This window comes from Paenibacillus sp. Root52 (assembly GCF_001426865.1).
In the GTDB taxonomy this organism is placed as follows: domain Bacteria; phylum Bacillota; class Bacilli; order Paenibacillales; family Paenibacillaceae; genus Paenibacillus.
In genome coordinates, this window is record NZ_LMFO01000001.1 from 1,071,560 (window position 1) to 1,089,315 (window position 17,756).

Below are 17,756 nucleotides of genomic sequence, written 5' to 3' on the forward strand. Positions count from 1 at the left end.
ATGCCGACAGGCATCCTTCGTAATCAAAAGCGTACTTTTTGAACAAACTCTTTAATAATCCCATTTGCTCGCTTTGAACTCTGCCTTGCCTGCATGTGCAAAAAAGCGAATGCCCACACTATCTCGGCTTGGGAAAATGCGGCTAGTGAATACCTCTTCCCCATCATTCACGAATATTTCCACTGAAGATGTATCAACGAACATATGAATTTTGATGATATCCCCAGATAAAGCGCAATTTCTAATATTTCCATTGTTTGGATCTAATGTAGCACCAGATAAAGAGCGATCCAGCGTCAATTTTTGTTGCAGTCGATCGTACTGTACCACGGTTTTCTCATCTTCATTGGTTCGAAATTCAATACCGAAGCGCTCCGCATCAAAATTTGTGATTTCACACTCTAATTCATACGCGATACCTTCAAAACCTGCAAAAGATCGGATCTCATCATCCATAATGACATGTAGCTGTTCAACTGTTTCAGACGCTCGCAGCTTAGCCATTTCAGCAATAGGTTGCTGAATCAGCTTCCCATCCCTCAACGTCAATTGCCGTGGAATCGTCAAACAGTGTGCCCATCCACTATCATCTGTGGGATACTCTAGATCAGGAAGCCCCATCCAGCCCACAAGAATCCGTCTACCGTCTGGTGCGTTCATCGTCTGAGGTGCATAAAAATCAAACCCTCGGTCTAGCTCCTGAAAAGCACCGTGGTTGAACACTCTTGTCTCTAGATCTAGCGGTTCACCAACAAGATATCCGGACTGATAGATATTGTTGTACAAATCCCCTTCGGGCTGAATTCCTTGAGGTGAGAAGATCAGAACCCCCTGCTCATCGATTGACATGTAGTCAGGGCATTCCCACATATAGCCGAAATTCGGGAGTTTAGTTTCAACCTCACCAAGAAATTCCCAATGCTTGAGATCTGCTGAACGATACATGACAGTACATCCCGTTTCATTCGTCCGTTGGGCTCCAATCACACAGTAGTATAGCTCCCCATCTTGCCAGACCTTAGGGTCTCTATAATGTTCGGTATAACCTGAAGGTACTGAATCAATCACAGGCAGAGGCATTTTCACCACTGAACCGCTCTCATCCATAATGGCTAAGCATTGAGACGGATGCCTGATCCACTCTTCATCCCTTGAGTTACCGGTGTAGAGAATATGCAGCTTCCCGTCCTTCTCAATGGCGCTGCCGGAGTATGCTCCATGTGAGTCATATGGCTCCCCCGGGCTTATACCGATGCCTACATTTTCCCAATTCACAAGATCCGTTGAACGGGTATGGTACCAATATTTCATTCCATGCACGGTTCCTAGAGGGAACCACTGATAGAACAAATGATAATGACCTTCATAGTAGGAAAATCCATTAGGATCATTCAGTAGTCCTGTAATGGGTTGAATATGATATTGCTGTCTCCACGGACACGCAGATATCAATGCTCTAAGCTTGTCCATTTCACCTGGTTCTGCTTGTTCTATCCGCCGATAACGCTGTTCTCTATTCATTTTCATAACCATTCCACCCTTGCGTTGTAAATCAATATGTGGCTACACGCCACAAAAAATGTGCATGAACTATTTTGCATATAGGAACCGGTTCCAAAACTAACAAAAAAATAATTCCACCTGCGTTTCTCCGCCGGTATCGATTCGATGTACTTATGAAGGAATCAAATGGAACCGGTTCGATGGAATTATCATAAAGGAACCTTTTATAGTTTGTCAACGCTTTCTCGTGGAATAATTTCTACATCAAGTACAGTCTGCTTCTCCACAACGCCGCCTTGAACGAGTCGAATAATGTGATCTGCCGCCAATTTACCCGCTTGTAAATAGTGAAATTTCACTGTTGTCAGTGTTGGGTGGATCATCTCCGTAATATCATATCCACCGAACCCTGTAACGGACAGTTCCTGTGGAATTCGTATTTTGTTGGAAAAGGCTGTTTTCATCACGCCAAGCGCAATGTTATCCGTTGCTCCTACAATGATCGTCGCTTTGCGTTCTCGGACAATAGCTTCCGCCGTTGCAACCGCCTCCGACATTTTAAAGCTTGTTTCATGATATGTAACTTGACATTCACCACATTCAGCAATGGCACGCTTGAAACCTTGCTTACGATGAATACCTACTGCCTGATCTCTCTCTGTAACGCCCATATATACAATGTTTCGATGGCCTTGTTGAACGATATATTTCCCCATCTCATACCCTGCTTGATCATCATTATGAACTAAACTATGGATATTGGGATGTTGTTGTCCAACTAATAGAACTGGAATACCAATCTCTTCAATAGCTTTGAGATGTGCTTCGGTTACTTCCGCAGCAAGAAGAATAATACCTGATACTTTCTGTCTAGCAAAATCATATATGCCATCAATTTCTCGTTTCATGTCCTGACTTGTATTGGCAATTAACATCTGATATTGATTGTTGCGCAATTCTTCATCGATCCCGATTAAGGTCTGTGAAGTTGCAAACGAATCAAGCCTTGGCACAACTGTTCCAATAATACTAGTTTTCTTCGCCTTCAAGCTCTGTGCAAACGTATTGGGGACATAGTTATATTGTTTGATGATCTGCTCAATCTTATGCCTTGTGTTCTCGCTAACCGACCCTCCGTTAAGGAACCGGGAGACAGTACTCTTCGCAACACCTGCCATCTGAGCAATATCAGAAATGGTTTTGTTCATATTTACCCCTTTGAATTCATTAAAATGTAAAGTAATATCTGTTCATATTATACTTCGAAGCTTCGCGTATGGCGAATCTGTTCTATACTGTTCAACTGAGCGCATAACACTTATCTCTTCTATGACAGAATCACCTTTAAACTTGTTTTAGCTACACAGCTGTTTCATCAGGTTAAACACCAAAAGCCCAATCCATGTGAATTCATACCTTGGTATGATTACACATCAATTGGGCGTTGCTTTACGAACAATCAATATTCAGATGGGAAACACGCTCCAACCCATCATTATAAAGGATTTGTGAATGTTGTTTACTTCCTATACCTCGATAATGATGGGAAGGATCATCGGTCTACGTTTGGTCTGAGCATAGATGTAATGACCGATCTCGTCTTTAAGCTTTCGTTTGATTACATTCCACTGGTTCACACCGGCACCCGTTAGCTCCTCCATTTTCCGAAGAACCAGCTCATGAATCTCATTCATAAACTCCTCCGAATCCTTCACAAAGACAAACCCTCTGGAAATGATCTCAGGAGAAGCAACCATATTTTTATCGGTTTTACTTAGTGTCGTCACAATAACCAGCATTCCGTCCGAAGAGAGTTGTCTCCGATCTCGCAGCACAATATTACCAACATCGCCCATGATAAGACCGTCCACAAGGCTGTTGCCCGAAGCAATCTTAGGTCCGCGTGAAGCAACGCCATCTTTGTACTGAATCATGTCCCCGTTGTTAACGATAAATACATGATCATTCTCGATTCCGACCGATTCTGCCAGCAAACGATGCTGATACAGCATACGGAACTCCCCATGGACAGGGATTAAATAATCAGGTTTCATCAATGTCAGCATGAGCTTAAGCTCTTCCTGGCTTCCATGTCCGGATACATGCATGCCCGAAGCACCGCTTGAGCCATAGATCACCCGTGCACCCAGAACATACAGATTATCAATCACATGGGCAAGATCTCTTTCGTTACCCGGGATTGCCCCAGCCGCAATAATCACCGTATCTCCAGTCGCAACCCTCACATGAGGATGCTTGCCTGCTGCAAGTCTAGACAATGCCGCCATCGGTTCGCCTTGGCTTCCCGTACATAACACAACGACTTGCTCAGGAGGGAATTGATCCGAGTCAATCGCTTCAATTAATAATCCATCAGGGACATCTAGGTATCCAAGTTCAGTCGCTACAGACACGACATTCACCATACTCCTGCCCAATAAAGCCAGTTTACGACCTGTTTCAAACGTAGCATTTACAATTTGCTGAACTCGGCTCACATTGGAAGCAAAAGTAGAAATAAATATTTTTTGCTTTGCACGGATAAAAGCATCTAAGATGTGGTCACCAACCACACGTTCAGAAGGTGTGAATCCCGGTCGCTCAGCATTGGTACTCTCAGATAACAGGATGTTTACGCCTTGTTTACCGATCTCACTCATGCGATGCAAATCCGGGTAAGGACCGTTAACCGGTGACATATCGAACTTGAAATCCCCCGTATGAACGACGTTTCCTCCGGGCGTTTGAAAGAAAACACCAAGGCAATCCGGGATACTGTGACTTGTTGCAAAAAAAGAAACATCGATCTGCCCAAGCTTAATACTTGAATGTGCATCGACCGTATGCATATCCGTATTGCGGAACAGTCCGTGTTCCTTAAGCTTTAACTCGATTAGCCCTCGGGTTAAACGGGATGCATACACAGGAATATTCAGTTGTTTTAATAAATAGGGAATGCCCCCAATATGGTCTTCATGTCCATGTGTAACGACCAGTCCTCTTACCTTGTCCAAATGCTCTAATAAATACGATACATCCGGGATAATCAGATCAATGCCTAATAGTGTCTCATCCGGAAACTTAGAACCACAATCAATCACGATGATATCCTGATCGTACTGTATGATGTACATATTCTTTCCAATTTCGTTCACGCCGCCGAGCGCTGCAACGTACAATTTGTTGTGTGCAAGGTTCAAATCGACAGATCCTCCTCTACAATAGCTGTGGTGGTTGGTCTAAACATAAGATCGAATTCATTACGCTTCTTCCTATTATGGAAGTTCTCCCTTCTCTTATACATGAGATGCTGAATTCGATGTCACAATTAAATATAGAAAAGAGCCCCTGATGAACATTGAAGTTCAACAAAGGCTCTTTCACATCTAACTCGCTAATGCTAACAAACTACACAAGCAAGGTTTGACGTTGAAGCAGTACATTTTGCTCATAATTTTTAATTTCAGTAATCCATTGTTCACGTACCGGCACACCTTGCTGAGCACAGTAATAATCCCAGATCGCTCCGAATGGATAAGATTTGAATTCTTCTGTTAACGCCAGACGCAGCGTGTAATCCCCTTTAAGTTCAGCATCCTTCAATGCTTCAATCGGTTCTAACATCGCGCGAAGCAGTGCTTTGATCGTGTTCCGCGTTCCAACCACCCATGCAGCCACCCGATTGATACTTGCGTCAAAGAAATCCAGACCGATGTGTGTTGTAGATAACAGATCATGACGCACAAGTTCACGTGCAATCTCCAGTAGCTCATCATCCATAATAACGACGTGATCACTGTCCCAGCGCATAGGGCGGCTTACATGAAGCAGAATGCCACTCGTGAACAGAGCTAACGAAGACAATTTATTCGAAATGACTTCTGTTGGATGGAAATGTCCAGCATCCAGACAGATTAATGTATCATTTTGCAAGCCGTATCCCATGTAAAACTCATGTGAACCTACCACATAAGCCTCAGAGCCTAGACCGAACAATTTGCTCTCGACTGCATCCAGATTATGCTTCGGATCAAGCTTCTCAGCAAAAACCTCATCCAGAGCGTCTTTCAACCGTTTGCGCGGAGCCATACGATCTACAGGGTTATCCTTAAAGCCATCAGGAACCCATACATTGGTCACACAGGTCTGACCTAACTGTTCTCCAAAATAGGCTCCGATGCGACGGGAAGCCTTACAATGATCAATCCAAAATTTACGAATTTCCGAATCAGGGTGACTCAACGTGAATCCATCACTTGATTTTTCATGGGAGAAGCATGTTGGATTAAAGTCTAAACCGAGCCCTTGCTCTTTAGCCCATGTAACCCAATTCTCATAATGCTTTGGCTCAATTTGATCCAACTCAACGCGTTCATCTGTATCTGCATAGATTGCATGCAAATTCACTTTATGTTTACCAGGAATGAGGGCAAAAGCTTGCTCCAGATCTGTTCGAAGTTCAGTTGGTGTCGTAGCAGCTCCAGGGTATTGACCTGTTACGGAAATTCCCCCAGTTAACTCGCCTTCTTGATTCAAGAAACCTTTAACGTCATCGCCTTGCCAACAGTGCACAGAAACTTTGATCTCCGCGAGCTTCTTCAGAACTTCATCGGTATCAATCCCGTGCTGTGCATATAGAGACTTAGCCGCTTCGTACGCTTGTTTGACTTGATTATCCATCAAGAACCCTCCCTATACTATTTGTCCATGTTCATAAGATATACGGGTTATTCAAAGTGAAACTATGAGATGATTTCTATCAATTTAACGTGTAAATGCTGCTGGAACGCCGCCATCAATAGTCATCATGCATCCGGTAGTTTTCTCCGATTTGGAAGAAGCAAAGAAAGCAATACCTTCTGCGATATCTCTTGGATAGATATTAACAAGTAGCGTGGTGCGCTTACGGTAGTACTCTTCTAATTGATCCGGTTCAATGCCGTACGCTGCCGCACGTTCATTTCTCCAAGAACCGTTCCAGATCGCTGAGCCTTGCAGAATAGCATCTGGTAGAATGGTGTTTACACGAATGCCATACTCTCCGCCCTCAGCCGCAATACAACGAGCAAGATGCGCTTCAAGTGCTTTAGCAGAACTGTATGCAGATGCGCTTTTCCCAGCATATACCGAGTTTTTGGAACCAATGAAGACCATGCTGCCCCCGATTCCTTGCTGCTTCATCAGCTTGAAGGCTTCACGTGCAACGAGGAAGTACCCTGTACCTAGCACGTTCATGTTCAAGTTCCATTCCTTCAACGATGTCTCGTCAAATGGACTGGATGTCGCTAGCCCCGCGTTGTTAACAATGATATCTACACCGCCATATTGAATGGCAACTTCCGCATAAGCCGCTTGAACGGCCGCTTCATCGGTTACATCCATTTTAAGGGCATAAGCACGATTGGCGCCATATTGATCATTAATCTCCTGTGCAACCTTCTGTGCACCCTCAAGATTCAGATCAGCAAGGACAACATGCGCTCCTTCGGATACGAGTCTGCGTGCTGTTTCACTTCCAATGCCTCCTGCGCCTCCTGTAATAAAGGCAACTTTACGAGAGAATTCCGTTTCCGCTGGTGCAAGCGAGAGTTTGTACAGCTCAAGTGGCCAGTATTCTACATTGTAAGACTCATTGGCACTGAGAGATACGAATTGTCCGAGACTGGTTGCCCCACGCATTACGGCGATAGCTCTATGGTACAACGCCCCACTGACTTGGGAAAGCGCCCAGCTCTTACCTGTGTTAATCATACCTACACCCGGAATCAAAATAACCCGTGGTGCAGCTTCAAACATAACATCGCCTTCATTTTTATTGCTCTCAAAATATTGTTGATACTGCTCTTTATACGCAGCTACGCCATCGATCAGCTTCGCTTGAAGACCTTCAACATCGTCTGCATTAGGTGTCCAATCAATAAACAATGGAACCACTTTGGTATGTACCAAATGATCCGGGCACGCTGCTCCAACTTGGGATAATTGCGGTGAGTCTGCTCCACCTACAAAGGCAAGAACGTCATCTTGATCGTCAAAGGACAAAATCATTTTTTTGCCATCCGATACTGCTCCTCGAATCGTTGGCATTACGCGGGATACGATCTCACGACGAACCTCAGCCGCAAGTGCTGGATGCTTCACACCACCAAATAGGCTTGCTTCATCTACCCGTGCTTCAATGAATGCTTCTGCTTCGTTAATGATTTTGATCGTCTGTGCGTAACACGCTTCTGACGTTTCTCCCCAAGTAACCAATCCATGCTTCTCCATGAGTACGAGCTCTGCATTGGGATTCGCGAATACGCTTTCAGCAATCATTTTAGATAATGTAAAACCAGGACGTACATACGGTACCCATACGAATCGGTCTCCGTAAATTTCTCTTGCTAATTCTTTTCCGTTATCTGCACAACACAAACTGATTATGGCATCTGGGTGTGTATGGTCAACATGTTTATATGGAAGGAACGCATGCAGTAGTGTCTCAATGGAAGCACGTGGGTGCTTGGAATCAATCATGCAATGTCCTAAGTACTCAACCATCTCTTCATCTGTCATCGATTCCCGTTCAATTAAAGGACGAATGTCCTCAAGGGCAAGTCCTGTAAAATGCTTCGCTTGCATGGAGCCCAAGTCAGAGCCACTGCCTTTAACGTACATAACTTCGATCTCACGACCACGGAAATCCTGTACTGTCGTTTTGGTAGATGTGTTACCGCCGAAAATATTGCACACACTGCGATCAGCACCAATGAGGTTGGAGCGGTAAACCAACTGATCTAGTCCTGTTGTTTTCTCTGAAGCCTGCGCTGAATTCCATAAACTCTGTACCATTCGTTTCCCTCCGATAATGTTTGTTTTATTCCTAATCAGAGTTTAACATCTTTGTTTTGTTTTGAAAACAAAAAGATTTTAAATATAAACGGAAAAATTCAAAAAAAACAGAGAAGTGATGATCATTTTTACCTCTAACGTAGTATGCTGTTCCTCGTTTCGTACTTTAACACAAAAAAAGCACCCATCCACATCCAAAGATGCGAACAGGTACTTTTCAGGTTTACACCTCAACCCTACTCAACGACGTCGGGCAAAATCAACAAATTTAAACTTATCAGGACGATGTCTAGATTCCGTATACTGGAACGGACTCGCATCCTCAAGATACACTTGGCTCCTCACCACAACTACGTTATGGAACCCATCCAGATCAAGCCATTTCCGATCCTCTTCCGTAGGCTCTTCAACCAATATTTCCTTCTTAGCAAACGAGATGGCGAGACCCAGCTCTCCTTCAATGTACTCGTAGATCGAGTTATTGCAGATCTCCTTACTAAGTCCTGGAACAAGCTTCTGGCTAATATAATCCTTATCCAGAATGACATGCTCCCCGTCTACATTACGTACACGCACGATCTCCCATACGTTCTCGTTCAACGCGAAGCCAATCTGCTTGAATAAGTTCTGATCTACTTCTCGATCTTCGAACACGTTCACATACGTCTTCGCACGATGGCCCATTTTTTGGGCTAACTCTTTGAAGCTCACAAGACCCGAGATAGGAAAGTCGATTTTGCGAATGTCCAATACAATAGAGCCTTTACCCTGAATCTTCTGGATGTATCCTTCTTCATATAGCATTTTCAATGCTTTGCGGATGGTCTCTCTGGACGTTTGATATTGCTCAGACAGATCCAGCTCAGAAGGGAGCAGTGTTCCTGCCTCAATTTCCCCTGTCCGAATATCCGCTGCGATATCCTCATAAATCCGGATAAATTTATTATTCATTCGTCATCACCACTGTTCATTACCCTTATTATTAACTTATATAGCAACTCATTATAGCATGAGCGTTTTCGTTAGCAAAGGTAATGAAGGATTATGCACTGAAGCTCTTCATGCGCTGCCTGATATTACCCCCGTGTCAGTGGTTATGTTAAGAATCCATTCATCTCAAGCGTACTTAATAGCTTCTGCAATCGATAAATTAACGCAGCGGCTTCTGCTCTGTTCAAATGCTGCAAGGGACGGAAGCTGCCATCTTCATATCCCGTTAGTAAGTATAGTCCCGCGAGCTCCTTCACTTCCTCTGTCGCCCAGTGGGATACATTGACTTGGTCTGTGAAGGCATTCCGACCCGATATCGCTTCTGCAATCGATTCTGAATTCAGGCTGCGAACTACATTGGCAAAGATCTTCGATGCTTGTTCACGGGTCACAAGTGCATGAGGTGCAAATTTCCCGTTACCCATCCCATGAACCATATCATGTCTGATTGCAGCTTCAATCTCCGGAGCAAACCAATCTTCTTCGTTAACATCCTGAAAAGCATGATCATAATGTGCTGACGTATCCAGTTTCAATAAACGAACAATGAGCGCTGTGAATTCTGCCCGTGTAATCGGACGCCGAGGTTCAAACCGTGTCTCACTTACACCCTGAATGATGTTCTGTTCAGCAAGCAATGTGATCTGTTCCTTGTTGAAGGTGCGATCAATGTCTAAGAATTTCGGTTCCTTTTTGATGAGTAGCGGTGATTGGTTGTCCTGTTCATGATTATTCTCGTAGTCTGTTTCTATAACTATAGGTGCTGTATTCGCTGACTTGTCCGATGACATGCCAGAAGCACTTGTTTCACCTACGTTTGAAGATGGATACGATACTGTCGTGGCAGATACGATCTGTCGCTCACTTTGCTCACCAGCCTCATTTTCAGTCCAGACGTGTACTTCATAATGCTGTCCACCTGTCAATCCCGTCCACGTATAGCTTCGTTCTTTCCCGCGATAAAGTTCCCGTCCGTTATACTCAACAACAATCGTCTCATTACGGGAATCCAAATTCCATCTAAGCAGAATATCACTTGTCCCGCGAGCTGCAGCTGAGACCGAAAATTTGTCTGAAGGTAGTGTATCGAATTCTGGCACAATGATCTGTGAACCATCTCCGGCCTCATTATAAGGAATGATTGTAAAGCTGCTATAACGTTCAGCAGTATTCAGCCCTGACAGATGCACGGACGTTTCGGTTGTTGTTGTAAGAAGTTCATCTTCGTGATAGATTCGGTATCCAGACGCACCGGGAATGATGTCCCATAGGACATCTGCACCATGCTGTGTACGATCCTGAACGATCGGCTGAGTTGTTGGATTTCCCGGCAACGTGACTGCATTCAGTTGATAGGCAGCTTCACTTATCCCTGATTCGTTCGATGTACGGATCGCATAGCTATAATCGGTTCCAGGCTCCAGATTCTGATCCTCATAAAATAACGTATCTGCAGCTACACGACTGATTTCTTCGCCATCCCTTTCAATGATGAACTGATCTGCTCCCAGTACATGACTCTGATCAAACAAAAGTCGAATGCTCTCCTTTGTTGAACGATACCCCACTTCCAAGAGTGTATCTGGTTTCGTCAGTAGATCATATGATAGCTTCGGCGAAGCATCGCCTTGCTCATTTTCCGTGTACAGTTCAACGATATACTTCGTTCCAGCATGGAGTTGATCCAACACCAGCTCCTTCTGCTTGCCTCGATGCATCTCGATCCCATCTACCAACAGTACAAAGATTTCGTTGGAATATGGAAATTCCCACATCAGACTCGCCTGTGTAGTCTCAGGACTCAATTTCATTTCAACGGATTCCACATGAGGCTTGGTGTAAAACGGCGAAACGACAATTGGACTACCCTCACCAGCCGCATTATACGGAACAATCTGAACGTCAGTATATGATGCAGCGCTCGCAAGATGTGTAAGTTTGAACTCGGTTTTCTCACGATCATCTATTGTGGTGATCACTTGATCTCCAATACGAATAATATACCCCTCCGCACCTTGCACCTTCTGCCAAAAAAGCACGGATTCCGTCTCTTCAACCTTTTGCGGGAGCACTGGATCGAGTGTCGTGGCAGGCAGCGTTTGTACTCCTACGTCAAAGCCGGATTCACTCTCCCCTGATGCATTGGAGGTTCTAATTGTATATGTGTATTTCTCTCCTGGCGTTAGACCATAATCCTCATACGAAGATGTGCCTGCCTGAATTCTCCCTATCTCGATACCATCACGCAAAATGATTAACTCACTCGCTCCCACCGTAGAGCTACCTGTTAGATCAAGAACTACAGATTTATCCGTAATGTCGGAGACTGCTACCGTCTGGGGAGATAGTGGCTTGGTTAACACCTCAATCTGAACCGCTTCTGATCGTTGACCATCCTCATTCAATACAACAAGCTCTAGTGTATAAGCTGTTCCACTCTCCAGATTTACGAGCTGCACCAATGGTTCAGTCACCGTCTGTGTCTCACCTGTAACCTGATTTCGAACCTCATACACGGCTGCTCCCTTTACTGGCTCCCACTTCAAACCCATCTCATGTGTTCCATTATTCGTCGTAATAGCCGTGGTAGGAATAGGCGCAGTTTGTGTTGTTACCGTGTAGTTGAGTGGTTTTCCCTCACCGCTATTGTTAAATGCCCGAAGTGAATAGATGTATTTAGTACCCGGAGATAAATCCTTATCCTCAAAAACAGTTGTACTAGATTCGATTTGTGCAATAACCTGCCCATCACGTTCGAGGATATATCCATCTGCTCCTCGTACACCTGACGTGGTCCAATCTAAATGCAACCCGGTTGTATTCACATCGAATGTTTTTATTTCAAGCGGCTGTGCAGGTAAAGTCAGTATGGGTACGTCCACCACTTCGGAGCTAGTTCCTTGTCTATTCAGGGCTCTCAGGGTATAAGTATACTGCGTTCCTTCCACTAACCCCGGTATGATTACCCGAGTATCGCGTCCACGATATATTTCTTGTCCCTCTCCTTCAATTACATATACGGATGCTCCCTTAACTGCCGACCAGATCACTTCCGCCTGATGTGCCTCAGGTTTAATGACAAGTTCGTCGGGCTGAGTAGGTTGGGATAGATGGATCAGCTGTGCGGACTCTCCCAAGCCTGATTCATTGACTGCCTGCACTTCTAACACGTATTCCATCCCAGGAAGTAGATTTGCTGCCGTGTATTCAGGTTCAGAGGTTCTTCCCACCTCAGCGCCATCAACACTCACAATGTAGTTGTTAGCCGTATCTACAGAATCCCACTTCATAGCTATGCTCGTCTCATTTGTACGTATAACTGAAAGTCCACCAGGTCTGCTTGGTAGAGTAAGCAGTTCTCCCACGGCATCTGCACCATATCCAGCAGCATTTCCCGCCTCTACCTGATATGTATAGTGCTTGCTAGCTTGGAGGTGACGTAAGGTCAGACGTGTATCGGATATCTCGTAGCTCTGACCATCGATTGTCACTCGATATTTGGTCGCCCCAGATACAGCATTCCAGCTTACAACCGCACCTGTCTCCGTTAGTTGATCAGCACTTAAACCTGAAGGAACTTCAGGGCGTGTCATGCCCGTAACGAAAGTCGACACTCCCTGCCCACTAATATTTACTGCCTGCACTTTCAGTTCATATTCCGTTCCAGCAACAAGTCCTGTCACAACCCATTCCTCTGTTCCAGAAGGAATTGTATCTTGCTTAACTCCATTCACTAAGATTGCATACTGATCGGCGCCTCTAACACCATCCCAACTCAAACGTAAACTAGTCGTTGTCGGATCACTAATTCTCAACGCTGTAACTGCGTCAGGTAACGTCATTAATGTGCGAGTTGTTGCTGCTGGCCCGAGTCCAGTTTCATTCTCAGCAACTAACTCGTAACTATACGCTGTGCCGCTCTCTAACCCCTTATCTTCATACTCTGTCTCTATCCCTTCGTAGACGTTCATTCCTTCACGGGAGAGAAGGTAAGCTGTCGCAGAAAGCACATTGTCCCAAGATAGAGATATTTCATGCTCTCGGATCTGCACAGCGCTCAACTCGCCAGGTATCCCAGGTAAGGTAAGAAATCCTACCCCGCTACTCCGCCCAGCACCACTTCCATTACTAGCCGTCACCGTAATGGTATGCACTGTACCCGGGATGAGATTCGTTAGGTAAGAAACATGAGTTGGATCGGAAACGGACTCATCATATACGAGTTGACCTTCTAAGCTTTCAGCAGTAACCCGATACGCTGTTGCACCGTCCACAGGTTCGAAGTAAAGCTCTGCCATGTCTGGCTGGGACTCAACCTTGCGAATGTGTACAGATTGAGGGGCTGCTGGAAGCGTCAATACCTGTAACGATACTGTCTCACTTATGCCTGTATGATTTCGGGATACCACTTCATACTCATACGTATGACCACCACTTAGACCAGTATCGATCAAGGTATGACTTGGATAATCCAACGTCCACGACTGACCTGTCGTTTTATTCAAAATATGATACTGATAGCCGTCCGTGTACGAATCTCCCGTGGGTAAATCGATCATAAGTTCTGCTGACGTTTCGCCAACTTGTACCGCACGTACACGTCCAGGCTGCTCTGGTTTACGCTGAATCTGATATGGTGCTGATACGGTCTGATATGTATTTCCTGCATAATCCGTCGCTCTTACATGGATATACCAGACTCCTTCTGACGCCAACTGAACGGTTTGCTCATCTGATAGAGCCTCTATCCAGTCCTCTGGCGGAGTATCACTACCCGTTATTTTATACAATCTTTTTGACTCATCAATGCCTGAATCCGCATCCTCAAACCGGATCGTCGTCGTGATATCATTATCCGTCCATTGATGTCCGTTGGGTGAGAATGTAACGGTTGGAGCAACCTGATCAATATACACCTCACGTGTGCTGACCTTACCGATATTACCAACGGCATCTATCGCCCGGGCTCTTAAGGTTGTCATTCCATTGGTACTTATGACACCCCGATCTCCAGCAATAAATGTCTCTTCATCAAGGCTATATTCATACGTTATGTCTTGTTTATCAATGCTTCCACCAAGTGTGAATTCTACAGGATTCTTGCTCCATCCGGTTTGTGCTAATGTAATTGTTGGTTCCGTGGGAGCAGTTTTGTCTATACGAATAGTTGCATTTGCGACACGACTCACGTTACCAACTAGATCCAATGAACGTGCATAGATGGTCGTCTCTCCTTCATGAGAAACCATAACTTCGCCAACATAGTCGATCCATGGTCCTTGTTCGTTTAAACGATATTGAGTCTTGATTAGCCCGCTTCCGTGATCTTCACCGCCAGTAATCACAATTGTAACGTCATGGTTCGTCCAGCCCTCATCACTCAAATCAATCTCGGGTTCCTCCGGTCCGGTCTTGTCAATCCTCACATTAGATGATGATAGAGAGCTAATATTGGCAGCATGGTCTACACTACGCGCTTGAACCTCGGTAATACCTTCTATATCAATCGTAAAAGGTTCATCATAAGCAATCCATGCTCCTTCACTGCCTAATCTATACTCCGTGACGGCAATACCACTTGCTTCATCTCTACCTTCCGTCAAAGTTACCGTTACCCCAGACTTCGTCCACCCTGGAGGATTTAATGAGATAACAGGAGGTGTTGGAGCAGTACGATCTACTCTCGCCCACACCGAGCTCTCCTGTCCGATATTACCGAATGTGTCAATGCTTCTTGATGTAATGACCGACTTTCCTTCAAAAGAAACGCGAAAAGGCTCGTCGTAATCTCGCCAATCTTCTTCTAGACCAACCTTAACCTGCGTCTTCATAATACCGCTTAACGTGTCGCTTCCTGGCGTAATCGTGATCCGTACATCATCCTTAGTCCATGAAGAAGGATCTATAACAATCGTTGGAGCTGTTGGCCCTGTCGTATCCTTCATGATCTGACCTGCTGACTGAAAGGCTGTCTGAATGCCAGCACCGTTGACAGCGGCAACAAAAACCTCATACTCACCATCAGCTAATCCTGTCAATGCAAGGTCAGCTCGTATGTTGGTCGTCTCTCCTGTAGCGAGTACTTGCCCACTTGATGTACGAATTTCAGTTTTGTATTTCGTCCCAGCAGGATTACCATTGGCACTCCAACTCGCTGTAACGGAGTTTCCTGACTGGACTACATTTGCATCTGCTGGAATATTGGCATGTGTATATACATTAGTTGGGCTTGAAAAGCCTGTGTAGGTACCGCTTAAATTCTTGGCACGTACCGCGAAACTATAATTCGTATTCGGTGTCAGTCCTGTGATCTGCCGACTATGTAGTGAACCTGTGTCGTAGCTCTGATTGGTTGTTATATTCTTCAATTCGTATGTAACCGATGAATCATTCGTCTTTTTATCCCAACTTGCAAGTAGACTGTTATTGTTGATCGAGTTAAACGTCGGTGTCCCGGGAACGACGAAACTCCGAACCGTAAAATGTACCGTTCCTGCCGAAGACACGCCTCCTTTGTCATCCATAACCCATACCTGCAACGTGTGTGTCCCATCGCTCAGTGTATTAGGCAAAGTATACGTTGTATTAAAACTCTGATTAGCTCCCGTAGCTCGGATCTGTGTCAACGTATTCTCTTCTCCTCCGTCTATCGACCATTTGACCGTCAACAGATCTCCAACATCGGTATCTCGGGTTGTACCAACAATCTGAAGCTGTTCTCCCTTATAATACGTCTGACCCGTTGAAGGTGCAGTCAAGGCAAACGAGGGTGGGGCATTCTTGGGACCAATGCCTACAATGGTTGAAAATTTGCGTGAGCTTTGATTAGCTACTGCCTTACCTTCCCACCAGAATTGTGCAGCTGTATCACTCGCCGTTACGGTTTGTCCTGAGACAAACGTCGAAGGGTGCTGACCTCCTGTAAGCCGGGCACTATCTGGACTACTGTATTGACCCATGAAGATTCGATCTGCATCCACTACATTGTACGTATTCGCATAAAAGGCTGTGACCTGAACGCCTCCACTATAATTGCGCCAACCGTTCTCAATCACCTCAAACGGCGAAGCATCATTGCCATTCACCATCGTATCCCAATAAAACGTTCCTCCGAGATTCATCGTCGAACCACTGCGATTAACGGCTTCCAGCTCAACCTTCATATAGCCCCCTTGCGAGGTTGCATTAACGATGGATACCCGCAAAATATACTCCACGTTATCCTTTTGCCTTGACATCTCGATTACATTGTTCTGGACTCGATAATAGTTGAGCGGTAAGGATTTGAAATTAATAGCTGTGCCATTATGGTCAATAATAGTGGATACATTGCCTGTATCTCCGCCATAAAAAACATTGGTATTAGGTAGTAGTACAATCCTGTATTTGCCATCACTATTCATCTCCACCTTTACTTTGGAGGACTGAACAGCCTTCATACTAGCCGTATCTGATACAACACTAATTGTCTCTACAGCTTCCGCCATCACTACGGTTGAACCGATCTCACAGGTCAAGGCATGAGGAGATAATAAAGCAAATGCAAGCACGACTTTGGTAAGCTGTTCTGCTTGTTTCTTCACACGTTTATTCGATTTAGCCAAGCTTCTGCTCTCCTTTGGGTACACCAAAAAAAGGAGGCACCCCAACAAAGGACTAAGTCCTCTGCTGGGGTGCCTCCCCTAACCAGTGTCATTTTTTTCTTGATTATAACGATTCACTTAACGAATGTAAATACTTAATCGTTGGGTAGTCAACTCATATATAACTAAGATGGGTTACAACGAATGTTGAAGAAACCACTTGTATAGATCAGGATTGTTATACGTTTCAGTCCAAGCATCGTGGTCACCTTCAGGGTAAACGGTAAGTTTAACATCAGCGTTCAAAGCAAGAAGTGCATCCACAATTCCTTGTGATTCCGAGAGCGGCACCACGTCATCCTTGGCGCCATGAAAAGCCCAGATAGGCAATCCTTGTAATACCTCCGCCTTAGCCGGATTACAGCCTCCACAGATTGGTGCTACAGCCGCGAAAACGTCCGGAAAGTCCGCAGGAAGATGCCATGCACCATATCCTCCCATGCTTAAACCGGTAAGGTATACTCGCTTCGGATCGGCCGCATAATTGGCCAACACATATTCTACAATGCCTTTCACAGCTTCTTTTTCATTTGCCCAGAATTCGTCCTCTGGACATTGAGGCGAGATAACGATAAAGGGGAAACCTTCATCCTTTTCTACAATGTGAGGAAGGCTGTGCTGCCGAAGCTTGTTCAGATCCGTTCCACGCTCACCGGAGCCATGGAGAAATAAAATGACGGGCCAAAGCTCGTTTGACTCTGTAACAGAGTTGGGAACATGCAGTAAATAATCCAGCATTACAGTCTTCTTAATTTCTTTGATTAATCGATGGCTATTCTGGGTCAT

The 17,756-nt window shown here is 44.9% G+C and carries 8 protein-coding genes; all 8 read right to left on the reverse strand.

Annotated features, from left to right (window positions below):
• Window positions 1–51: 51 nt before the first annotated feature.
• Window positions 52–1,527 (reverse strand): glycoside hydrolase family 32 protein, encoded by a 1,476-nt coding sequence (locus tag ASD24_RS04625; RefSeq protein ID WP_056692136.1) that lies wholly within the window; start codon window positions 1,525–1,527, stop codon window positions 52–54.
• Between the two features lie 200 nt (window positions 1,528–1,727).
• Window positions 1,728–2,711: a LacI family DNA-binding transcriptional regulator gene (locus ASD24_RS04630; protein WP_056692137.1), complete on the reverse strand. Its 984-nt coding sequence runs from the start codon at window positions 2,709–2,711 to the stop codon at window positions 1,728–1,730.
• Window positions 2,712–3,029: 318 nt separating this feature from the next.
• On the reverse strand, window positions 3,030–4,703 hold the full coding sequence (locus tag ASD24_RS04635) for a ribonuclease J (RefSeq protein ID WP_056692140.1): 1,674 nt from the start codon (window positions 4,701–4,703) through the stop codon (window positions 3,030–3,032).
• A gap of 208 nt (window positions 4,704–4,911) precedes the next feature.
• On the reverse strand, window positions 4,912–6,183 hold the full coding sequence (gene rhaA / locus ASD24_RS04640) for an L-rhamnose isomerase (protein WP_056692142.1): 1,272 nt from the start codon (window positions 6,181–6,183) through the stop codon (window positions 4,912–4,914).
• An 84-nt stretch (window positions 6,184–6,267) separates the two neighbouring features.
• Window positions 6,268–8,337: a bifunctional rhamnulose-1-phosphate aldolase/short-chain dehydrogenase gene (locus tag ASD24_RS04645; protein ID WP_056692145.1), complete on the reverse strand. Its 2,070-nt coding sequence runs from the start codon at window positions 8,335–8,337 to the stop codon at window positions 6,268–6,270.
• 240 nt (window positions 8,338–8,577) lie between these two features.
• Entirely contained in the window at window positions 8,578–9,288 is a 711-nt protein-coding gene (gene treR / locus ASD24_RS04650; RefSeq protein ID WP_056692148.1) for a trehalose operon repressor, read from the reverse strand.
• A gap of 143 nt (window positions 9,289–9,431) precedes the next feature.
• A complete protein-coding gene (locus tag ASD24_RS04655; protein ID WP_056692151.1) occupies window positions 9,432–16,931 on the reverse strand; it encodes a fibronectin type III domain-containing protein in 7,500 nt (2,499 codons plus the stop codon).
• 174 nt (window positions 16,932–17,105) lie between these two features.
• On the reverse strand, window positions 17,106–17,756 hold the full coding sequence (locus ASD24_RS04660) for a dienelactone hydrolase family protein (protein ID WP_056692153.1): 651 nt from the start codon (window positions 17,754–17,756) through the stop codon (window positions 17,106–17,108).